Origin of the sequence: Pseudomonas sp. GM41(2012) (assembly GCF_000282315.2) — a bacterium.
Classification (GTDB): Bacteria; Pseudomonadota; Gammaproteobacteria; order Pseudomonadales; family Pseudomonadaceae; genus Aquipseudomonas.
The window spans coordinates 517383-538374 of sequence record NZ_AKJN02000007.1; the positions used below are offsets into that span (position 1 = coordinate 517383).

General features: G+C 59.9%; 23 protein-coding genes. 8 read left to right on the plus strand and 15 right to left on the minus strand.

All coding sequences use genetic code 11. The features are described 5' to 3' along the window. Position 1: 1 nt before the first annotated feature. The 6 genes from PMI27_RS12120 to PMI27_RS12095 all read right to left on the minus strand — a co-directional run bounded on the left by PMI27_RS12120 (position 2) and on the right by PMI27_RS12095 (position 7466). Positions 2 to 1000, minus strand: coding sequence for a hydrolase (locus tag PMI27_RS12120; RefSeq protein ID WP_008152671.1), 999 nt, complete (start codon positions 998 to 1000; stop codon positions 2 to 4). 74 nt (positions 1001 to 1074) lie between these two features. Next, positions 1075 to 2553, minus strand: coding sequence for a M16 family metallopeptidase (locus PMI27_RS12115; protein WP_008152669.1), 1479 nt, complete (start codon positions 2551 to 2553; stop codon positions 1075 to 1077). Continuing rightward, positions 2546 to 3895 carry a M16 family metallopeptidase gene (locus PMI27_RS12110; protein ID WP_008152666.1) on the minus strand — a complete coding sequence of 450 codons (1350 nt, stop codon included), beginning with the start codon at positions 3893 to 3895 and terminating at the stop codon, positions 2546 to 2548. The genes PMI27_RS12115 and PMI27_RS12110 overlap by 8 nt, the downstream gene beginning before the upstream one ends. 124 nt (positions 3896 to 4019) lie before the next feature. Continuing rightward, entirely contained in the window at positions 4020 to 4628 is a 609-nt protein-coding gene (gene rsmD, locus PMI27_RS12105) for a 16S rRNA (guanine(966)-N(2))-methyltransferase RsmD (RefSeq protein WP_008152663.1), read from the minus strand. After that, entirely contained in the window at positions 4628 to 6118 is a 1491-nt protein-coding gene (locus PMI27_RS12100; protein ID WP_008152660.1) for a M16 family metallopeptidase, read from the minus strand. Before PMI27_RS12100 ends, rsmD begins: the two co-directional genes overlap by 1 nt. Continuing rightward, a complete protein-coding gene (locus PMI27_RS12095) occupies positions 6111 to 7466 on the minus strand; it encodes a M16 family metallopeptidase (protein WP_008152659.1) in 1356 nt (451 codons plus the stop codon). Before PMI27_RS12095 ends, PMI27_RS12100 begins: the two co-directional genes overlap by 8 nt. Before the next feature lie 344 nt (positions 7467 to 7810). On the opposite strand from PMI27_RS12095, the gene ftsY reads away from it, so the two are divergent. From ftsY to rpoH, 4 genes are all read left to right on the plus strand, one after another. Next, positions 7811 to 9334, plus strand: a complete 1524-nt coding sequence (ftsY, locus tag PMI27_RS12090; protein ID WP_008152657.1) for a signal recognition particle-docking protein FtsY — start codon at positions 7811 to 7813, stop codon at positions 9332 to 9334. Further along, positions 9331 to 10002 carry a cell division ATP-binding protein FtsE gene (ftsE, locus tag PMI27_RS12085; RefSeq protein ID WP_008152655.1) on the plus strand — a complete coding sequence of 224 codons (672 nt, stop codon included), beginning with the start codon at positions 9331 to 9333 and terminating at the stop codon, positions 10000 to 10002. The genes ftsY and ftsE overlap by 4 nt, the downstream gene beginning before the upstream one ends. After that, on the plus strand, positions 9999 to 11021 hold the full coding sequence (gene ftsX, locus PMI27_RS12080; protein WP_008152652.1) for a permease-like cell division protein FtsX: 1023 nt from the start codon (positions 9999 to 10001) through the stop codon (positions 11019 to 11021). Before ftsE ends, ftsX begins: the two co-directional genes overlap by 4 nt. Before the next feature lie 113 nt (positions 11022 to 11134). Continuing rightward, a complete protein-coding gene (gene rpoH, locus PMI27_RS12075; RefSeq protein WP_007897890.1) occupies positions 11135 to 11989 on the plus strand; it encodes an RNA polymerase sigma factor RpoH in 855 nt (284 codons plus the stop codon). Positions 11990 to 12179: 190 nt separating this feature from the next. Here the strand turns inward: rpoH and mtgA are convergent, their stop codons facing one another. Beyond that, the gene (gene mtgA, locus PMI27_RS12070; RefSeq protein ID WP_008152650.1) at positions 12180 to 12902 is read right to left on the minus strand and encodes a monofunctional biosynthetic peptidoglycan transglycosylase; all 723 of its coding nucleotides are present in this window, start codon (positions 12900 to 12902) and stop codon (positions 12180 to 12182) included. Positions 12903 to 12976: 74 nt separating this feature from the next. On the opposite strand from mtgA, the gene PMI27_RS12065 reads away from it, so the two are divergent. The 4 genes from PMI27_RS12065 (at position 12977) to trmB (ending at position 15381) form a co-directional block, all read left to right on the plus strand. Then, positions 12977 to 13348, plus strand: coding sequence for a DUF423 domain-containing protein (locus PMI27_RS12065; RefSeq protein WP_008152649.1), 372 nt, complete (start codon positions 12977 to 12979; stop codon positions 13346 to 13348). A gap of 90 nt (positions 13349 to 13438) precedes the next feature. Next, positions 13439 to 13639, plus strand: a complete 201-nt coding sequence (thiS, locus tag PMI27_RS12060; RefSeq protein ID WP_007897898.1) for a sulfur carrier protein ThiS — start codon at positions 13439 to 13441, stop codon at positions 13637 to 13639. Positions 13640 to 13851: 212 nt separating this feature from the next. Further along, the gene (locus PMI27_RS12055) at positions 13852 to 14646 is read left to right on the plus strand and encodes a thiazole synthase (protein WP_008068101.1); all 795 of its coding nucleotides are present in this window, start codon (positions 13852 to 13854) and stop codon (positions 14644 to 14646) included. Between the two features lie 9 nt (positions 14647 to 14655). Then, positions 14656 to 15381 carry a tRNA (guanosine(46)-N7)-methyltransferase TrmB gene (gene trmB, locus PMI27_RS12050; protein WP_008152643.1) on the plus strand — a complete coding sequence of 242 codons (726 nt, stop codon included), beginning with the start codon at positions 14656 to 14658 and terminating at the stop codon, positions 15379 to 15381. Positions 15382 to 15514: 133 nt separating this feature from the next. Here the strand turns inward: trmB and PMI27_RS12045 are convergent, their stop codons facing one another. The 8 genes from PMI27_RS12045 to PMI27_RS12010 all read right to left on the minus strand — a co-directional run bounded on the left by PMI27_RS12045 (position 15515) and on the right by PMI27_RS12010 (position 20983). After that, positions 15515 to 15838, minus strand: a complete 324-nt coding sequence (locus PMI27_RS12045; protein WP_008152641.1) for a DUF3392 domain-containing protein — start codon at positions 15836 to 15838, stop codon at positions 15515 to 15517. A gap of 22 nt (positions 15839 to 15860) precedes the next feature. Then, positions 15861 to 17066 carry a radical SAM family heme chaperone HemW gene (gene hemW, locus PMI27_RS12040; protein ID WP_008152639.1) on the minus strand — a complete coding sequence of 402 codons (1206 nt, stop codon included), beginning with the start codon at positions 17064 to 17066 and terminating at the stop codon, positions 15861 to 15863. Then, positions 17063 to 17659: an RdgB/HAM1 family non-canonical purine NTP pyrophosphatase gene (gene rdgB, locus PMI27_RS12035; RefSeq protein ID WP_008152637.1), complete on the minus strand. Its 597-nt coding sequence runs from the start codon at positions 17657 to 17659 to the stop codon at positions 17063 to 17065. Before rdgB ends, hemW begins: the two co-directional genes overlap by 4 nt. Next, positions 17656 to 18090, minus strand: a complete 435-nt coding sequence (locus PMI27_RS12030) for a DUF4426 domain-containing protein (RefSeq protein WP_008152635.1) — start codon at positions 18088 to 18090, stop codon at positions 17656 to 17658. Before PMI27_RS12030 ends, rdgB begins: the two co-directional genes overlap by 4 nt. Before the next feature lie 26 nt (positions 18091 to 18116). Next, complete coding sequence (metW, locus tag PMI27_RS12025) at positions 18117 to 18737, minus strand: methionine biosynthesis protein MetW (protein WP_008152632.1); 621 nt, start codon at positions 18735 to 18737, stop codon at positions 18117 to 18119. Between the two features lie 7 nt (positions 18738 to 18744). Next, the gene (gene metX, locus PMI27_RS12020; RefSeq protein ID WP_008152630.1) at positions 18745 to 19884 is read right to left on the minus strand and encodes a homoserine O-succinyltransferase MetX; all 1140 of its coding nucleotides are present in this window, start codon (positions 19882 to 19884) and stop codon (positions 18745 to 18747) included. Between the two features lie 207 nt (positions 19885 to 20091). After that, the gene (locus PMI27_RS12015; RefSeq protein WP_008152627.1) at positions 20092 to 20388 is read right to left on the minus strand and encodes a DUF167 domain-containing protein; all 297 of its coding nucleotides are present in this window, start codon (positions 20386 to 20388) and stop codon (positions 20092 to 20094) included. Positions 20389 to 20392: 4 nt separating this feature from the next. Then, the gene (locus tag PMI27_RS12010) at positions 20393 to 20983 is read right to left on the minus strand and encodes a YggT family protein (protein WP_008152625.1); all 591 of its coding nucleotides are present in this window, start codon (positions 20981 to 20983) and stop codon (positions 20393 to 20395) included. Positions 20984 to 20992: the final 9 nt, after the last annotated feature.

The following is a 20992-nucleotide window of genomic DNA, read 5'->3' on the forward strand; positions in this document are numbered from 1 at the left end:
CTTACTGGCGACCCACGGCGGACAGCCACTGTGGGATGCGGCGTTCCAGGTAGTAGCCCGGTTGCCGGAACGAGCCGTCGACGAAGCCGACATGCCCACCCTTGGTCTGTAACTCGAATTGAGTGCAGGCGGACAATTCGTCGGCTTGCGGCAGGCTATGAGGAAATATAAACGGGTCATCGGCCGCTTGAATGATCAGGGTTGGCGTGCGAATTTCGCCAAGGAAATAGCGACTTGAGGCGCGGTCATAGTAATCCTTGGCATCGGCAAAACCGTTCAGCGGCGCGGTGACCCGGCCATCGAAATCCCAGAACGTACGCATGTTCTCCAGTGAGCCCAGCGCGGCCAATGCCGCCAGTCCTTCCTCGCGCCCATCGTGCTGGAACTGGCGCTGCTTGTTTTTAATGTAGGCCACCATCTCCCGCATGAAATGCGCCTGATAGACCTTCGAGAAACCCTGGCCGATACGGTCGGCGCATTGATCAAGACGAAACGGCACCGACACCGCCACCGCACCGACCACGCCACTGTTGCTGCCGGATTCGCCCAGGTGCTTGAGCAACACATTGCCGCCCAGGGAATAGCCGACCGCATACAGTGGCGCGAGCGGTCGTTGGGCTTTCAGGTGTTTGATGGTTTCGGCCAGGTCTTCACTGGCGCCGGAGTGGTAACTGCGCGGCAACAGATTGGGTTCGCCCGAACAGCCGCGCCAGTTCAGAGCGACGCTGGCCCAGCCTTGTGCACCCAGTGCTTTCTGTACCCCGGCTACGTAAGGCGAATTTGAAGAGCCGGTCAGCCCGTGCAATACCAGCACCAGTGGCGCCTCGACGCTGTGCGGGCCGTGCCAGTCGAGATCGAGAAAGTCGCCATCCTCAAGCCACAAGCGTTCGCGCTGGCGTTCGATGTGCGTGGTTTTGCGCCACAGCGGTCCCCACAAGGTTTGCAAGTGCGGGTTGCCGAGGCCGAAGGCCGGGGTGAAGCGTTCGCTGGGCTGGAGCACGATGTTTCTCTAAAAGGTCAAACAGTCGGCGCCAGGGCCGAAAAGCGTGGCCATGGCACCAGTGTCCAAAGAAACTAACTTGCCACAATCCCCGTCTCGGCGCGACACATGCTCTGCGGCACCTCGCTGGTCGGGAGGGGCAATGGCCGTTGTTCCAAGGTCGGGCCTACGGTCACCACTGACCATTGGTCCGCGTCAAAGTGTTTGTTCAAGGCTGTTTTGACTTGCGCAACAGTCAATTTCTGAGCCTGTTCGATTGAAAAATCCAGATCGAGCGGCAAGTCGTATTGGTTGATGTCGACCAGTAGATCGAGAATCTGTGAGTTGCTGGCGCTGTTCAACGCGCTGCTGCTGCGGAGTTGGCGCAGGGTGTCGTCGAGTTCCTGTTGTGTCGGACCCGTTTGCAAGTAGTCGCGATACATCGTCTGCACCAGCTTCACCGCACCTTCGCTGAACTGTGGGCTGGTACTCAGGCTGATGACGGCAGTTCCGCCTTCCTGCCAGAGGGTGTTTTTCAGTTGCACGACATAGGTCAAACCGCGTTTTCCTCTCAGCTCCGTCATCAGTCGGGAAGAGACTTTCTGCCCACCGAAAATCATATGGGCCATTCTTAGCGCCATGTAATCAGGGTGCTGCGGTGTCACTCCGGGCTGCCCCAGCATGATCTGCGTCTGACTCAGGGGGCGTTCGATATGTCGTGACGTTGCAACACCCTGTCGGCGGGGGACCGGAATCACGGGAGCCATTTTGGAACCTGCTGGCAGCGCGTTGAAAACCTGCATGCTCATCGCTTGGGCCTGTTCCAGTGTCAGGTCGCCGACCAGCGTAATCAGCACATTCGCCTTGCTATAGGCTTGCCGATGGAACGCCTGGACCTGTTCTCGAGAGAGCGAAGCCAGGCTTTTTTCTGTGCCATAGACGGGTTGGGCATAAGGGTGTCCTGCCATTAGCAGGTCATTCATGGCTTGGGTGATTTGTGAATCGGGATCCTGCTGCTGGGTCTGGAGCCAATCGGTCAGTTCTTTTTTGACGTTGACCAGTGCTGTGTCGGTCAGCAGGGGTTGGCCGAGTATCTGGGTAAATAGCAACAGCGCCGGGTCGCGCTTCTCGATGGCAGTCAGGCTGAGCAAGGACAGGGAGGCTCGATCCTGCTCGATTTTCATGTGGGTTTGTGCGCCGAGGCCGTCAAAGGTTTCGGTAATCGCTGATAGATCCTTGCCCGGTACACCTTCGTTAAGCAGGCTGAACGTCGTTGCCGCCAGACCGGAATGTTCACCATCTCGCGCGCTGCCGGCATCGAAACTGACATGCAGGTCGAACATCGGCAGTTCTGGCGTACGGATAAACAGCACCTTGCCACCGGACAGCGATTTCCAACCGTAGATCTTCAGGGGGCGCGAGGCTGCTGGCTGCGGGGTCAGCTCTGCCAGAGATTGCAGCCGTGGAGACTGAGCCACGGCGGGAAGCTGTGGTTCGGCGTTGGCCAAGGCCAGACTGCCTTGCAGGCCACCGATCACTAACAGCCACAGTGTCACGCAACTGACCTTATTCATTGTTTTTCTCCACATGGACATGGACATGGGCGGTGCTCAGGCGTTGTCGGGTCAGGTACGTCCGTGCGACGTGCTGGATGTCGGCGGGGGTCACCTGGTTCAGTTCATCGATATCCTCTTCCATCAGTCGCCAGGAAAGGCCAATGCTCTCAAGCGCACCGAGGTTACGCGCCTGGTTGACGATGTCGTCGCGGTCGTAGATCTGTGTGGCGATCAGCTGGGTGCGGGCACGTTCCAGTTCGACGCTGTCGGGCGGTGCGGACTTGAGTTCGTCGAGCAGTTCCCAGATGCGGGCCTGGGCTTGATCAAGGCTTTCGTTGCGTTGGCTGTGGAGCTGGGCGGTGAGGGTAAGAAGACTGTCGCCTCGATACAGCGAGTTGTATTCGGACGAGATGCTGGAAAACAGCCTGTCGGTAAGTTGCAGCCTTTTACGCAGGCGTGCGCTGTTCGAGCCGGCCAGCAAGGTGTTGAGCAGCCTTAATGCGTGCACCGTTCGACGGTTTTCGACAGTGGCAAGGCTTGGGGCATTGAACGACATGATCAATCGAGGCGCCGGGATCGCCTGGTGCAGGATGACTTTCCGTTCCCCGGGCTCGGCCAACTCCAACGATGTCCTTGCCGCGACAAACGGTCTGGCCGCAAGTACGCCGAAGTAGCGCTCGACCTGGGGTTTCACCTTTTCCAGCGTGACGTCACCGACAATGACGAGCGTGGCGTTACCGGGCGCGTAGTAGGTCTGGTACCAGTGACGCAGGTCATCGGCGTTCAAGCGTTGCAGGTCGTGCAGCCAGCCGATGATTGGCGCGCCATAGCTGCTGGCGGGAAAGGCGATGCTGCTGAGACGTTCTTGCGCGATTTTGTCGGGATCATCGTCAACCCGTAACCGTCGTTCTTCCTGAATGACGGCCAGTTCCGGAATGAAATCCTCGGCTCGCAAATGAGCTGTCGAGATCATGTCGGCCATCAATTCGAAGGCGACACCCAGCTGGTGAGGCTGCACGGTCTGGTGGTAGGTGGTGACGTCGCTATCGGTAAAGGCGTTATGTGTCGCGCCCAGATTGTCCAGAATGGCGGAAACTTCACCTGCACAGGTCTTGCTGCTGCCTTTGTGGAGCATGTGCTCCAGCGCGTGGGACAGGCCGGACTTCCCCGGCGGTTCATCGCTGGAGCCGACCTTGAACCAGAGTTGTGAGGTCACAACCGGGGCGCGATGGTCCTCGCGCACCACCACTTTCAGGCCGTTTTGCAACGTGAATTCGTGGGTCGGTTGTATGGGTTCGGCCAGTGCCGTGAAGGGCAGTAACCAGGAAAAGAGCAGCATCCTGCTGCGGGAGATGTTCATCCGTGTTCATCCTCAGTGGTTTACGGAAATTGCGTAAACCACTGTGGAGACTTGGACGAGGCCGTTGGCGTTAACTATTTATCGCACTTGATGCCTTGTTTCGCGCTAGGTCGCGATGACAGTTTCAGCTTGCCAGCGGGTTGCGCTGCCACAACGCGTAATACACCCGCCCGGATTTCTGCTCCCGGTGCAGGCGCCAGTTGCCTGGCAAGCCAAGGCTCGATGGCGCATTCTCGCTTTCAGTGTAGATCCAGGCTTCGTCGGCCAGCCACTGACGCTCTTCGAGCAAGGCGCAAACGCCTGGCAACAGGTTTTGGTTGAACGGCGGATCGAGGAACACCAGGTCGTAAGCCGTTGCTGTCTGGGTTTCCAGGTAGCGCAGGGCGTCGGCGGTCTGAATCTGGCCGGTGGTGCAGCGCAGCGTGCCCAGATGCTCCTTGATGCTGGCGACTGCGATGTTGCTGGCGTCCAGCGCCTGACCCATGGCCGCGCCGCGGGACAAGGCTTCGAGGAACAGCGCGCCGCTGCCGGCGAACGGGTCCAGGACCTTGGCGCCAGCAACATAAGGCGCGAGCCAGTTGAACAGGGTTTCACGCACCCGGTCCGGGGTAGGGCGCAGGCCCGGTGCATCCGGGAAGCTCAGCTTTCGGCTGCCCCATTCACCGCCGATGATGCGCAGTTGGTTCACGCCGTTATGCACGTTGTGTACGGGTTTTTTAGGACGAGTGGCCATTAATGCTCCGGAACCCCGAGCGGTTGCTCGGCAGGTTTATCAGTTGGGGCCGGTAACGGCTTTTGCGGCACGGTCGGGCCAGCGCTGACGATGACCATTTTGTCCGTGCTCAAGTGTTTGTTCAGTGCGGTTTTGACCTGCTCGACCGTCAGGCTCTGGGACTCGCGCATAAAGTCATCCAGATAACTCAGCGGCAGGTTGTAGAAACCCATGGCGCCGAGTTGGCCGACGATATCGGCGTTGCTGGCGGTGGACAGCGGGAAGCTGCCGGCCAGTTCACGCTTGGCGTCGTCGAGTTCTTTCTGGGTCGGGCCGGTTTTAAGGTAGTCGGCGAGCACATCCTGCACCAGTTTCAACGTACCTTCGCTCATCTCGGCGCGGGTTTGCAGGTTGATCATGAACGGGCCGCGCGCCTGCATCGGGGTGAAGCCCGAATAGACGCCGTAAGTCAGGCCGCGCTTCTCGCGCACTTCGCTCATCAGTCGTGTACCGAAACCACCGCCACCGAGGATCTGGTTGCCCATGGACAGTGCCGCGTAGTCCGGGTCGTCACGGTCGATGCCCAATTGCGCGAGCATCAGGTTGGTCTGCTTGGACGGAAACTCGATGTGACCGATGCTGGCCTTCGGTTCCTCCGGTTGCGGGATTTTCGCCAGCTCCGGGCCTTTTGGTAGCGCGCTGGAGACTTGTGCGGCAATCGCTTCGGCCTCGGTGCGAGACAGGTCGCCCACCAGCGCAATCACCACGTTGCCAGCCGCATAGGCTTTCTCATGGAACGCGCGCAGTTGCGCCACGGTAATCGCCGGAACGGTTTTCGCCGTGCCGTCGCTGGAGTGTGCGTACGGATGATCGCCGTACAGACGGTTCATCAGCTCCAGGCTCGCGAGTTTGCCGGGGTTCTGCTTCTGGTACTCGAAACCGGCGAGCATCTGGTTCTTGATGCGCGCAAAGGAATCGGCCGGGAAGGTCGGTTTGCCGATGACTTCAGAGAACAGCTTCAGGGCCGGTTCGCGTTTGTCCGCGGCACTGAGGCTGCGCAGGGAAGCCAGGGCCATGTCTTTAAATGCGCCGTTGCTAAAGTCTGCGCCCAGGCCTTCGAAACCCTGAGCGATGGCGCCGACATCTTTGCCGGCCACACCTTCGTTGAGCATGGCGTTGGTCAGCATGGAGAGGCCAGGTGCGTCGCCGTCCTGGCTGCTGCCGGCGGCAAAGATCAGGCGCATGTCGAACATCGGCAGCTCCCGGGCTTCAACGAACAGCACCTTGGCGCCCTCGGCGGTTTTCCAGGTCTGCACGTCCAGGGTGCGGTGGCTTGGTGCTTTGCCGTCGAGCTCGGCCAGTGATTGCAGTTTCTGGCTGGCCTTGGCCTTGTCGAGGGCTTCGCTGGCCTTGGACTCGTCGGTCTTCGAGAAGTAAAACGCGGCAGACCCGATCAAGGCGACAGCGATCAGGCCAATCAGCGCCAGGCGCGGTTTTTTATGCTCACTCATGAGTCGTCTCCTCTGGCAATACATGGGCGACGCTGAGACGTTCGCGGGTGAAATACAGCTTGGCGGCTTTCTGAATATCTTCCGGAGTCACGCTTTCCAGCTCGGCGAGTTCGGTGTCCATCAGCTTCCAGGACAGGCCGACGGTTTCCAGTTGGCCAATAGCGGTGGCTTGGCTGGTGATCGAGTCACGCTCGTAAACCAGGCCAGCGATGACCTGCGCGCGGACGCGTTCCAGTTCTTCAGCGGACGGCGCGGTGGTTTTCAGCTGTTCGAGCAGCTTCCACAGGCCAGCTTCAGCCTGAGCCATGGTTTTGTTTTTCTGCGTATTGGGCGTTGCCGACAAGGTGAACAGGCTGTCGCCACGGGTATAGGCGTCGTAACTCGACGAACCGCCGGAGACCAGCTCTTCGCCGCGCTCCAGTTGCGTCGGGATACGTCCGCTGTAGCCGCCGTCGAGCAGGGCGGAGATCAGGCGCAAGGCGTTGACCGAGCGTTTGTCTTGCGCGGTGGCGATGCTTGGCACGTTGAAGCCCAGCATCAGGCTTGGCAGTTGGGTCTGCACATGCAGCGTAATCTGGCGCTCACCGGGCTCGGCCAGCTCCATCGGGATTTTCGCTGGCGGCACATCACGTTTGGCGATCGGGCCAAAATAGCGCTGGGCGAGGGTTTTGACCTCGTCCGGGGTCACGTCGCCCACCACCACCAACGTGGCGTTGTTCGGCACGTACCAGGATTGGTACCAGTGGCGCAGCTCTTCGACTTTCATGCGGTCCAGGTCAGCCATCCAGCCGATGGTCGGCGTGTGGTAACCGCTGGCCGGGTAGGCCATGGCCTTGAAGCGTTCGTAGGCCTTGGACATCGGCTTGTCGTCGGTGCGCAGGCGACGTTCTTCTTTAATGACTTCGATCTCGCGGGCGAACTCGTCGGCCGGCAGGCGCAGGCTGGCCATGCGGTCGGCTTCCAGCTCGAAGGCCACGCCCAGACGGTCGCGGGCCAGCACCTGGTAATACGCCGTGAAGTCATCGCTGGTGAACGCGTTCTCTTCGGCGCCGAGGTCGCGCAGGATCAGCGACGCTTCGCCGGGGCCGACTTTCTCGCTGCCCTTGAACATCATGTGTTCCAGGGCGTGGGACAAACCGGTCTGGCCCGGGGTCTCGTAGCTGGAGCCGACCTTGTACCAGACTTGGGAAACCACCACCGGCGCTCGATGGTCTTCGCGCACGACGACCTTCAAGCCGTTATCGAGGGTGAATTCGTGAGTGGGTTGTGGATCGGCAGCCAGGGCCGAGAGGGGCAGACAAACTGTGCTGAGCAGCAGGCCTGCAGCGCGGCGGGCTAGAGCATTCATTCGTTTTTAAACCTTTGGGGCTGCCCGCTTGGTCTTAGCCTAGGCGGGCGAGGAGGTGCTAGGATACTGATCCGTTTTACTGGCGGCCACGCCTATCAGGCCTTTGATCGGTCAGCAGGTTGTTTGGGTTTGCGACGGAAGCTTTGAGTTTGTCAGCTAAACTCTGCGTTTTCGCCGACGATGCCGTTCCAGTCCTTCGTATTAGTCGACCTTTGAGGTGCTGTTTGCACCTCGACAAAATGTTGCGCGTGAACAAGCTGGGTCAATCGCAGTCTGTTCTGCATCGAATATTTATTTGCCGAGGCGCCCTTTGGCGCGTCGCTACCGTGAGATAGCCGTCCTCCATGTTTGGTTCCAACGACGACAAGAAAGCCCCAGCTGCGGCTGGCGAGAAGAAAAGCCTGTTCGGATGGCTGCGCAAAAAGCCGCAGGAACCCGTCGTCGAACAGCCACAGCCACTTCCTGAGCCCACGCCTGCGCCGGTAATAGAAGAAGAGCTTGCGCCGACTGTCTTGCCGATCGCCGAGCCGGTGTTGCAACCGGTCATCGAGCCTGAGCCTGATGTCGTCGCCGAAGTCGTGGCCCAAGTGCCGCTCACGCCCCTTGCCGAGCCATGGCTGACGTTGCCAGTGGCGGAAGAGCCGGTGTCATTGGTCGAAGATGAGCTGGCGCCGCACGTTACGCCGCCGATTCCAGCGTCGACTGCGTTTGCTGCTGAGCCCGTTCAAGCGCCAGTGGTTGAGCCGGTTGTCGCGCCAGTGGTGGTGGCCGAGCCTGAACCGGTTGTTCCAGAACCTGTGGTGCCCGCATTCGTTGCTCCGGTTGCTCCGATTGCCCCGGTTGTTCAAGCGCCGGCACCGGTCGTCGCTCCTGTCGCCGCCACACCAGTCGTTCCCGTCGAAGCGCCTGCCGAGCCCGCGCGTACCGCAGAAACCAAAGCCGGTTTCTTCGCCCGCCTGAAACAAGGCTTGTCCAAGACCAGCGCCAGCATCGGCGAAGGCATGGCCAGCCTGTTCCTGGGCAAGAAGATCATCGATGACGAGCTGCTCGAAGACATCGAAACCCGCCTGCTGACCGCCGATGTGGGCGTCGAGGCGACTTCGGTGATCATTCAGCGTCTGACTCAGAAGGTCGCCCGTAAAGAACTGGCCGATGCCGATGCGCTGTACAAATCCCTGCAAGCGGAACTGGCGGCGATGCTCAAGCCCGTCGAGCAACCGCTGAAAATCACTTCGCAGACCAAGCCGTTCGTCATCCTGGTCGTCGGCGTCAACGGTGCCGGCAAGACCACCACCATCGGCAAACTGGCGAAGAAGCTGCAGCTCGAGGGCAAGAAAGTCATGCTCGCGGCCGGCGATACCTTCCGCGCCGCCGCCGTCGAACAATTGCAGGTCTGGGGCGAGCGCAACAAAATCCCGGTCATCGCCCAGCACACTGGCGCTGACTCGGCTTCGGTCATCTTCGATGCCGTGCAAGCGGCCAAGGCCCGTGGCATCGACGTATTGATCGCCGACACCGCCGGTCGCCTGCACACCAAAGACAATTTGATGGAAGAGCTGAAGAAGGTTCGCCGAGTCATCAGCAAACTCGACGCCGACGCGCCTCACGAGGTGCTGTTGGTGCTTGATGCCGGTACGGGGCAGAACGCGATCAGCCAGGCCAAACAATTCAACCAGACCGTCGAACTGACCGGCCTGGCGCTGACCAAGCTCGATGGCACCGCCAAAGGTGGGGTGATTTTTGCCCTCGCCAAGCAATTTGGCCTGCCGATTCGCTACATCGGTGTCGGTGAAGGCATCGATGATTTGCGTACTTTTGAAGCAGAACCCTTTGTCCAGGCACTGTTTGCCGAGCGGGAGCGTTCATGATTCGTTTCGAACAGGTCGGTAAACGCTACCCGAACGGCCACGTCGGCTTGCATGAGCTGAGCTTTCGAGTCCGTCGGGGCGAGTTTTTGTTTGTGACCGGCCACTCTGGCGCCGGTAAAAGCACCTTGTTGCGCCTGCTGCTGGCGATGGAGCGTCCGACCACCGGCAAATTGCTGCTGGCCGGGCAAGACCTGAGCACCATCAGCAACGCACAGATTCCTTACCTGCGACGGCAGATCGGCGTGGTGTTCCAGAATCACCAGCTGTTGTTCGATCGCACAGTGTTCAACAACATCGCGCTGCCCTTGCAGATCCTTGGGTTGTCCAAGGCCGAGATCGCCAAGCGCGTGGATTCGGCGCTCGAGCGCGTGGCGCTGTCGGACAAGACCGACTTGTACCCCGGCGACCTGTCCACCGGTCAGCAACAGCGCGTCGGCATCGCCCGCGCCATTGTTCACCGCCCGGCCTTGCTGCTGGCGGACGAACCGACCGGTAACCTCGATCCACGCCTGGCGGCAGAAATCATGGGCGTGTTCGAAGACATCAACCGTTTGGGCACCAGCGTGCTGATTGCCAGTCACGACCTGGCACTGATCGCCCGCATGCGCCACCGCATGTTGACCCTGCAACGCGGCCGATTGATCGGTGACGGGGAGGCCGGCGTATGAGTGCGACACGCAGCCCCAAGGTTTCCGAGCGCGTGGCCCCGAAGGCCGCCGACCAGCAGCCGCAGAAGAAAAAACGCGACGATGATGACGGCCCGGATTTCGCCACGCTGTTTCGCGCTTGGGTCGAGAGTCATCGCGCCAGCCTGCTCGATAGCTTGCGTCGTTTGGGCAAGCAGCCCATCGGTAGCTTCTTCACCTGCATGGTGATGGCGGTTGCACTGAGTTTGCCGATGGGCCTGTCACTTTTGCTAAGTAACGTCGAGCGTCTCGGCGGTTCCTGGCAGCGTGCGGCGCAGATTTCCCTGTACCTGCAAATCGAGGCCAGCCCCGCGGAAGGCGAGTCATTGCGCGAGCAGATCAAGGGGATGCCTGGCGTAGCTGATGCTGAATATGTCGGCCGCGATCAGGCGCTGGAAGAGTTCCAGCAGCAGTCCGGTCTGGGCGAGGCGCTCAAGGAACTGCCGGAAAACCCGCTGCCGGGCGTGGTTTTGGTGACGCCGAACGAGGTCGATAAGCCAGCCCTTGAAGCATTACGACAAAAACTTTCCGAGTTGCCCAAGGTACAACAGGCGCAACTTGATCTAGTCTGGGTCGAGCGTCTGGCAGCCATCCTCAAGCTGGGTGACCGTTTCGTCTTCGGTCTGACCGTGCTTCTGGTTTCTGCATTACTTTTGGTGATAGGCAATACCATTCGTCTTCATATTGAAAACCGCCGCACAGAGATAGAAGTGATTAAACTCGTCGGCGGCACTGACAGCTATGTGCGCAGGCCCTTTCTGTACATGGGTGCGCTTTATGGCTTCGGTGCGGGGATTCTTTCCTGGGGTGTATTGGCGTTCGGCCTTGATTGGCTGAACGACGCGGTGGTCGGGCTGGCCGGTCTGTATGGCAGTGATTTTGCGCTGGCCGGAGTGCCAGTTGCCGACGGTCTGTCTCTCTTGCTTGGCGCGGTGCTGTTGGGGTATATCGGTGCATGGATTGCAGTCGCACGCCACCTGAGGGAGCTTGCGCCTAAGTAGTATCATTTTGCTCGTATTGACCTTTCAGCGTTTATGGGAACTTGTCTTTTGGTTTCCGGTCAATTTTCGCAGTGCTGAACTGCACGAGTTATGTAAGTCGGAGGTTTTTTCGTATGACCAATTCTTTGCAACCTGCATATGCTCTGGTCCCGGGTGCGAACCTGGAGGCCTATGTGCACACGGTGAACAGCATTCCATTGCTGACGCCGGAGCAGGAGCGTGAACTGGCCGAGAGTCTCTATTATGAGCAGGATTTGGGGGCGGCTCGGCAGATGGTGCTCGCCCACCTGCGTTTTGTTGTACATATCGCCCGTAGCTATTCCGGCTACGGTCTGGCTCAGGCTGACCTGATCCAGGAAGGCAACGTCGGCCTGATGAAGGCCGTGAAGCGCTTCAACCCGGAAATGGGTGTGCGTCTGGTTTCGTTCGCTGTGCACTGGATCAAGGCGGAAATCCACGAGTTCATCCTGCGCAACTGGCGCATCGTGAAAGTCGCGACCACCAAGGCCCAGCGCAAGCTGTTCTTCAACCTGCGCAGCCAGAAGAAGCGTCTGGCGTGGCTGAACAACGAGGAAGTCCACCGTGTGGCGGAAAGCCTCGGTGTAGAGCCTCGGGAAGTGCGGGAGATGGAAAGTCGCCTGACCGGCCATGACATGGCCTTCGACCCGGCCGCGGAAGCGGACGACGACAGTGCTTTCCAATCGCCGGCCAACTATCTGGAAGACCACCGGTACGACCCGGCCCGTCAGCTGGAAGATGCCGACTGGAGCGACAACTCTAACCACAACCTGCACGAAGCGCTTGAAGTGCTGGACGACCGCAGCCGTGACATCCTCTACCAGCGCTGGCTGGCAGAAGAAAAAGCCACGCTGCATGACCTGGCGCAGAAGTACAACGTGTCGGCCGAGCGTATTCGTCAGCTCGAGAAGAGCGCGATGAACAAGCTCAAGTTGTCGATCGCCGCCTAACCGCAGCTAAGGCATAAAAAAACGCCCCGATCATTGATCGGGGCGTTTTTGTTTGTACCCAATATTTCCGCCATACCACAAACCCCTATAGGAGCAAGGCTTGCCCGCGAAGGCGGTGTGTCATTCAGCAGTGATGTCGGCTGGCACATCGCCTTCGCGGGCAAGCCTTGCTCCTACAGAGTACGTCGAGTTATTGGGACCAAGGCGCGCGGCGTGAATCATTGATCCCTACCAGATAGCTGTCGCCACCGAGCTGACTCATCTGCTGTCGAATCCATCCCGCTCGCCGTGCGACGTAGTTAGTCGGATGACTGGCGCTCCAAACCCGCGGGTTAGGCAGCACCGCAGCCAGCAAACTGGCCTGCTGTCGGGACAGCGAACGAGCGCTGACACCAAAGTGATGCCTGGCTGCTGCTTCGGCGCCAAACACACCGTCATCCCACTCGACACTGTTGAGGTACACCTCAAGAATTCGCTGCTTGGGCCAGAACACTTCGATCAGCCCGGTAAACCAGGCTTCCAGGCCTTTGCGTAGCCAGCTGCGGCCGGACCACAGAAACAGATTCTTCGAGACCTGCTGGCTCAGGGTGCTGGCGCCGCGAATCGTTCCACCGAGTTCGTTGTGGGCCAGTGCGGCCTGGATCGCGCCAAAGTCAAAGCCCCAATGTTCCGGGAATTTCTGATCTTCGCCGGCAATCACCGCGACTTTCAGGTCATCGGAGATTTCATCCCAGGGTTTCCAGGTGCGCTGCAGGTCGATGGGCTCACCGTCAAACCAGGATTCGACCTTGCGCTCGACCATCAACGTTGTTCCCGGTGGCGGTACCACGCGAAAAATCAGCACCAGCAATACGCTGCCACCCGCGAACCAGAGCAGGGCCTTCGTGAATCGTCGCAAAAATAAACGCAGCATAGAGATGGCTTGGCCGAACCCGTTGAGCGGGCCATTATACAGACCCTGTGGATCGAGTCTGACTGGAGTTCTTCATGCTGCGTGGCTTTCTGATGCTGGCCGCTTTTTTCGGCTTCACCGGTGTTGCCCTTGGCGCGTTCGCCGCCCACGGCTTGAAAAGCCGCCTGACGCCCGAGTACCTGGCGATTTTCCACACCGGCGTGACCTATCAGTTGGTGCACACGTTGGCGTTGCTGGGCGTTGCGCTGCTGGCCACGCAGATTCCGGGGCGCCTGATCACATGGGCGGGTGCATCGTTCGTCGTCGGCATCCTGCTGTTTTCCGGCAGTCTGTACCTGTTGACCGTAACCGGAGTCAGCAAGCTAGGGATCATCACCCCCTTCGGCGGCCTGGCATTTCTTGTTGGCTGGTTGTGCCTGGGACTTGCCGCCTGGCGGTTGAGCTGACCGGGTGGTCCATTTCATGACGAATGGCTTGGGTCGCCAAGACTGATCGGGCTAGAATGCCAGCCCCTAAAAATGATGGCGGCATTCGGCATGCGCATTCAGTTGAACGGCGAATCCCTTGAACTGCCCGACGGTGAAACCGTTGCGGCCCTGCTGACCCGTCTGGAACTGACCGGACGCCGGGTGGCGGTCGAACTCAATCTGGATATCGTCCCGCGCAGCCAGCACGCAGAAACCACGCTGAACGACGGCGATTCCGTCGAAGTGGTTCACGCTATCGGCGGCGGCTAGCCGCCAAACACTGTGAAAACTGCTGCGTGCTGGGCGCCTTTGGCGCACGCAAGAAATACTGCGTTAAAAACAGGCTCGGAATGCTCATTTACAACCCGTAAACTCCGCTTCCTCGCCTGTTTTTGCCTTGTCTTTCCTTCGCTCGCGACGTTTTCACAGCGTTTGGTTAATAAGGAATTCTGCAAGAACCTCACCCCTACAGAGGATTTCCCATGAGCATCGTTCGTAGCGACAAGCCCTTCGTCCTGGCCGGTCGTACTTACCAGTCACGTTTGCTGGTAGGTACCGGCAAGTACCGCGACATGGAAGAAACCCGCCTGGCCATCGAAGCCTCGGGTGCCGAGATCGTCACTTTCGCCGTGCGCCGCACCAACCTCGGCCAGAACCCGGGCGAACCGAACCTGCTCGAAGTCCTGTCGCCGGATCGCTACACCTTCCTGCCTAACACCGCCGGTTGCTTCGACGCTACCGAGGCTGTGCGCACCTGCCGTCTGGCCCGTGAGCTGCTTGGTGGTCACAACCTGGTGAAGCTGGAAGTGCTGGCGGACCAGAAAACCCTGTTCCCCAACGTGATCGAAACCCTCAAGGCCGCCGAAGTGCTGGTCAAGGAAGGCTTCGACGTGATGGTTTACACCAGCGATGACCCGATCATCGCCCGTCAACTGGCGGAAATTGGCGTTATTGCGGTGATGCCGCTGGCCGGTCTGATCGGCACGGGCCTGGGGATCTGCAACCCGTACAACCTGCAGATCATCCTCGAAGAAGCCAAGATTCCTGTGTTGGTCGACGCCGGTGTCGGTACTGCTTCCGACGCTACCATTGCCATGGAACTGGGTTGCGAAGCGGTGCTGATGAACTCGGCCATCGCCCACGCCCAGCAGCCGATCATGATGGCTGAAGCCATGAAACACGCCATCGTTGCAGGTCGCTTGGCCTACCTCGCCGGCCGCATGCCGAAAAAACTCTATGCCAGCGCCTCCTCGCCGCTGGATGGTCTGATCAAGTAAGAGCCATTGATGACTGAATCAAACGACACGCCTATCCAGACGGAAGAAGGCGACGAGCGCCAACACCGCCGCATCAAGAGTTTCGTGATGCGCGCCGGTCGCATGACCGAAGGCCAACAACGCGGTCTGGAACAGGGCACGCCGCTGTTCGTGCTGCCTCTGGCTGACGCGCCGGTGGACTTCGACCAAGTGTTTGGTCGCTCGGCGCCGCGCTCGCTGGAAATCGGTTTTGGCATGGGCCATTCGCTGCTGGAAATGGCCGCGGCCTCGCCAGAGCAGGATTTCATCGGCGTGGAAGTGCACCGTCCGGGTGTTGGCGCGCTGCTCAATGGCGTGCTCACTCAGGGCCTGACCAACCTGCGGGTCTACGATTGCGACGCGATCGAAGTGCTCAACCGTTGTGTGGCCGACAACAGCCTCGATCGCCTGATGCTGTTTTTCCCGGACCCATGGCACAAGAGCCGCCACCACAAGCGCCGTATCGTTCAGGCGTCGTTCGCTGAACTGGTGCGCAGCAAGTTGAAGGTCGGCGGTGTGCTGCACATGGCCACCGACTGGGAACCGTACGCCGAGTACATGCTGGAAGTGATGAACGTTGCGCCGGGTTATCGCAACCTTGCCGAAGACGGCAAATGCGTCCCGCGCCCGGCCGAGCGCCCGATCACCAAGTTCGAACGCCGCGGCGAACGTCTTGGGCATGGCGTGTGGGACTTGAAGTTCGAAAAACAGTCCTAAACCGAAACGCTACACAAACTGTAGGAGCCGAGCTTGCTCGCGATGAGGCCATAACATTCAACATTTATGCTGATTGTTAAGCCGCCATCGCGAGCAAGCTCGGCTCCTACAGTTTTTGTTTTGTGTCTGGGAATCAGCGGCGGTCGGCGACGACACCGATGAGCACCAGCACCACCAACAACACCGGTGCCAGGCTGTAGTTGTTGAACTGGCTCAGGCCTTTGATGATCCATGGCGTGGCGTAGATCAGTGCGACGCCGCTGCCGATCATGCACAGCAGGGCCATCAGCGGGACGCGCAAGGCGCCGGCGATGCTGCCCAGACGTGCGTCGACCCAGCCTTTGATATCGGCGCCAAACAACACCAGCAGGCAGCCCACCAGTGCCAGAGCGATTTCAGACAGGTTGCTACGGCTCCAGCGGGACGCGGTGGCGAGCAGGTCGAGTATCAAATCCATTCGTTTTCCCTTAAGGCTGAAATCAGCTCAGAAATGTCTGCAGCAAGTCATTGAGGAAGAGTTGTCCGCGCTCGGTGGCCGCCAGACGTGACGGTTCGACCTGCAACAAGCCACTTTGTTCGGCGACCTGGCGGCTTTCGGCGAGGCTTTCCAGGCTCATCCCGGTGCGTTCCGGATACAGTCGCGATTCCACGCCCTCGGTCAGGCGCAAGGCGTTCATCAGGAACTCGAAGGGCATTTCTTCATTGGTCAGGGCTTTCTCCCCAGCCTTGAAACTTTTGGCCGGGTTGAGGTAGTCCTTCGGCAGACGGGTTTTCCAGGTACGGACGATGCGCCCGTCCGGATGGCTGAGCTTGCCGTGAGCCCCGGCACCGATGCCGATGAAGTCGCCGAAACTCCAGTAATTGAGGTTATGCCGCGCCGGACGGCCGGGCTGGGCATACGCCGAGACTTCGTATTGCGCGTAACCGTGCTCGGCCAGTAACGCCTGGCCGGCTTCCTGAATGTCCCACAACGTGTCGTCTTCCGGCAGCGTCGGCGGTTGGTTCCAGAACACCGTGTTCGGCTCCAGGGTCAGTTGATACCAAGACAAGTGCGTCGGTTTCAGGGCGATGGCCTGGCGCAGGTCGCTCAAGGCGTCGTCGAGAGACTGATCGGGTAAACCGTGCATCAGGTCCAGATTGAAGTTGTCGAACCCGGCCTGACGGGCCATGCCGGCGGCACGTACCGCTTCGTCACCGTTGTGAATCCGTCCCAGCGCTTTGAGTTTCTCTTCCTGAAAACTCTGGATGCCGATCGACAGGCGATTGATGCCCAGCGCTCGGTAGGCGACGAACTTCTCTTGTTCGAACGTCCCTGGGTTAGCTTCCAGGGTGATTTCGATGTCGCTGGCAAACGGGATGCGCTGCTCGACGCCTTTGAGCAAACGGCCCAGGGCTTCAGCGCTGAACAGGCTCGGCGTGCCGCCCCCAAAGAAGATCGAGCTCAACTCACGGCCGTAGACGGCGTGCAGGTCCTGATCGAGGTCGGCCAGCAGCGCGTCCACATACTCTTCTTCCGGCAGCACGGGGCTGGCGGTGTGGGAGTTGAAGTCGCAATAAGGGCATTTGCGCACACACCACGGGATGTGGATGTACAACGCCAAAGGCGGCAGCACGGGAAGCGCAGCCCGAGGCGATTGCGCGGCACCGCCGAAGATCAGCGGCGACGCGGATGAGTCATGGATCATTTCAGGCCCAGACGCTGGCGCAGCAGATCCATTGCACGGGCGCGGTGGCTGATGAGGTTCTTGTCGCTCGGGCTCAGTTCGGCGCTGGAGCAATCGCGCTCCGGCACCCAGAACAGCGGATCGTAACCAAAACCGTGTTCGCCGCTGGCCGCTGGCAGGATGCGTCCGTGCCACAAGCCTTCGCAGATAATCGGCAACGGATCGTCGGCGTGACGCACCAGCGCCAGCACGCAGACGAACTGTGCACCGCGTTCGGCTTGCGGCACGTCTTTCAACACGTCGAGCAGTTTGGCGTTGTTCGCCGCATCGCCCTGACCATCAGCGTAACGAGCCGAGTAGATCCCCGGCGCACCGCCGAGGAAATCCACCGCTAACCCCGAATCGTCTGCCAGTGCAGGCAGGCCGGAGATGCGCGCGGCATTGCGGGCCTTGAGGATGGCGTTCTCGACGAACGACAAGCCGGTTTCTTCAGGCTCGACACTGCTGAACTCGCCGATCGAGCGCAGTTGCACCGATTCGCCGAGCATGGCCTGGAGTTCCTTGAGTTTGCCGGCGTTGTGGCTGGCCAGTACGAGTTGCGTGAAATTGATCATTCGCCGGGGAAGAGCTCTTGGTTGAAATTGATGGTGTTGATTTTATCGCCGTTCTGCACCTTGATGTCGAAGGTCCGGACTTCCTGCTGATCGACCGGGAACTGGGCGATGTAGTAGATCGCGCCTTGTTCAGTGATCTGTTTGAACTTCAACGGTACGGTCTGGCTGGTCAGGTCTTTCACCGATCCGCTGACTTCAGCGGTCAGTGGTTTGCCATCCTTGAGCACGGAGACGTTTATCACACCCTGGTTCTTGCTTCGCGTCAGCCCGGCCGCTTTGGCGATGTCGGGTGTCAGGAAGGTGGAGTTGAAGGTGTTGTAGTGCACCGTTACATCGCCAAAGGTTTCCTTGCGCTCGCCTTTGATGACATCGGCGGCCATGGCGGTGACGCTCAGGCAGGCAGTAAGTACAAACAGCGCTAGACGACCCATGTTCGTTCTCCTCGAAGTGTCGCGACTCAGACCGCGACCTTGTGGTCTTGCAGCCCGGGGCTGCTGACGCGGTAAATACCGATTTCACCTAATAGATTAGGCCATAGCTTACTGGCCCACCCGTGACGGTGTTGTTGATCCACGGCAAGCCGATCAATGACCCTGGCTTCACGTTCGCGACACAACGCTTCAAAGTCTTCGAAGGTGCAAAAGTGGATGTTCGGCGTGTTGTACCAGGTGTACGGCAGAAAATCGGACACCGGCATCCGGCCCTTGCTCGCCAGGTACCAGCGGCAGCGCCAGTGACCGAAGTTGGGGAAGGTGATGATGCACTGGCGACCGACGCGCAGCATTTCGTCGAGGATCTTGTCCGGGTAGTGCACGGCTTGCAGCGCCTGGGTCATGACCACGACGTCGAAGCTGTTGCTGGCAAAGTTGCCCAGGCCCTTGTCCAGGTCCTGCTCAATCACGTTGATGCCCTTGGCCACGCACTCGGCGATGTTGTCCGGGTCGTTTTCCAGGCCATAGCCGGTGACTTGCTTGTTGTCGCGCAGCCAGGTCAGCAATTCGCCATCGCCGCAACCGAGGTCGAGCACGCGGCTGCCGGCGGGGATCCATTCCTGGATGATTTCCAGATCAGCTCTCATGGCTTTCTCACAACGTAATTCGGTTCATGTAGTTGCTGAACGCCTGCAGGTAGCGCGGGATCGGAATCAGGAAGGCGTCGTGGCCTTGCGGAGCGTCGATCTCGAGGTAGCAGACGTCTTTCTTGGCCGCCATCAGCGCGTCCACCAGCTCCCGCGAGCGGGCAGGGGAGAAGCGCCAGTCGGTAGTGAAAGACATCACGCAGAACTTGGCCTGGGCGTTGGCGAAGGTTTTCGCCAGGTCATCGTCGAAGTTCGCCGCCGGATCGAAGTAATCCAGCGCCTTGGTCATCAGCAGGTACGTGTTGGCGTCGAAGCGCCCGGAGAACTCTTCGCCCTGATAACGCAGGTAGCTTTCGACCTGGAATTCGACGCTGTGGAAGTCGTAGTTGAGCTTTTCGCTCTTCAGGCCCCGACCGAATTTCTCACCCATCGAGTCATCGGACAGGTACGTGATGTGCCCGACCATCCGCGCCAGCATCAAGCCACGCTTGGGAATCACGCCCGCTTCCTGGAACGAACCGCCGTGGAACTCGGGGTCGGTGAGGATCGCTTGGCGCGCCACTTCGTTGAACGCAATGTTCTGTGCCGACAGCTTGGGGGCCGAGGCGATGGCCAGGCAGTGGCGAATGCGATCCGGGTAGGTGATGCTCCACTGCATCGCCTGCATGCCACCGAGACTGCCGCCGATCACGGCGGCCCATTGGCCAATGCCGAGCAGGTCTGCCAGACGCGCCTGGCTGTGAACCCAGTCTTCCACGGTCAACACCGGGAAGTCGGCGCCAAACGGCCTGCCGGTTTCCGGATTGACGCTGCTCGGGCCGGTAGAGCCGTTGCAACCGCCGAGGTTGTTCAGGCTGACCACGAAGAATTTGTTGGTGTCGATTGGCTTGCCGGGGCCAATGCAGCTGTCCCACCAACCGGGTTTGCGGTCGTCGGGGCTGTGGAAGCCGGCAGCGTGATGGTGACCGGACAAGGCGTGGCAGATCAGCACGGCGTTGCTCGCCGCGGCATTCAGCGTGCCGTAGGTTTCGTAGATCAGGTCATAAGCTGGGAGCGAACGGCCGCAGGCCAAGGCCAGGGGTTCGCTGAAGTGCGCCACTTGCGGCGTCACCAGACCAACAGAATCGGGGGGAAAGGCAGCTGGCATCGACCCTGCTCTCGTTGAAATGAGGCGTAAGTCTAAAGACCGCTGTGGCTAGCGGCAAGCAAAGGCCGGGCCTGATTTTTTCCTGTCAGATCGAGGTGTGGCCATCGCGGGCAAGCCTTGCTCCTACGGGGTTTGTGTTGGTAGCGGAATTGGGTGCGACCCCGGACCTGTAGGAGCAAGGCTTGCTCGCGATGAACGATGACGCGGTCAGCCTGCCGGGCGCACAAGATCAGGCAAATCCGGCAGCTTCTTCGGCGAGCAGATCCGCACTCGCTTCTGCCGGTTCAACTCGCCGCTAATCAAACTCACCTGACTCTTGGACACCCCAAACGCCTTGGCCAGAAACGCTATCAAATACGCATTGGCCTTGCCTTCAACGGGAGGCGCCGTCAGGCGGATCTTCAATCGATCCCCGTGCAGCCCGCAGAAATCATCGCTGCGGGCCGCCGGTTGCAGGTGACACTCCAGAATCAGGTCGTCACCGTCCCAGCGAAAGTAGCTCACCGGGTCAGATCAGCAGACGCAGGATTTCCGGCATCATCGTCATGGCGGCGAGGTTGTTGATCACCAGCATGTCGATCAGCTTGAGCACCATGAACGCCAGGATCGGCGAGATATCCAGGCCGCCGAGGCTCGGCAGGATCTTGCGGAACGGCGCCAGGGCCGGCTCGCAGATCTGGTTCACCAGTTCGGCGCCAGGGTTATGGCTGCCCGGTGCGACCCAGGACAGGATCACGCTGATGATCAGGGCAAAGAAGAAAATCTTCAGGAACAGCGCGGTCACGCCAATCAGCGACCAGATCAGCAATTGCAGCGGGTTACCGGTGGTGCCGTAAGTCAGCAGCAGGGTCAGGGCCATCAACGCCAGTTGCACGAGGATCGCCAGCACCAGGGAGGACATGTCCAGGCCGAACATGCTCGGGATGATCCGGCGCAATGGCTTGAGCAGCGGCTGAGTGGCTTTCACGGCGAACTGGCAGAGTGGGTTGTAGAAGTTTGCGCGTACCAGTTGCAGTACGAAGCGCAGCAGCACGATCAGCAGGTACAGGCTGCCGAGGGTTTGCAGCACGTAGACCGCTGCAGTGTTCAATCCAATCATGTAAGGCTC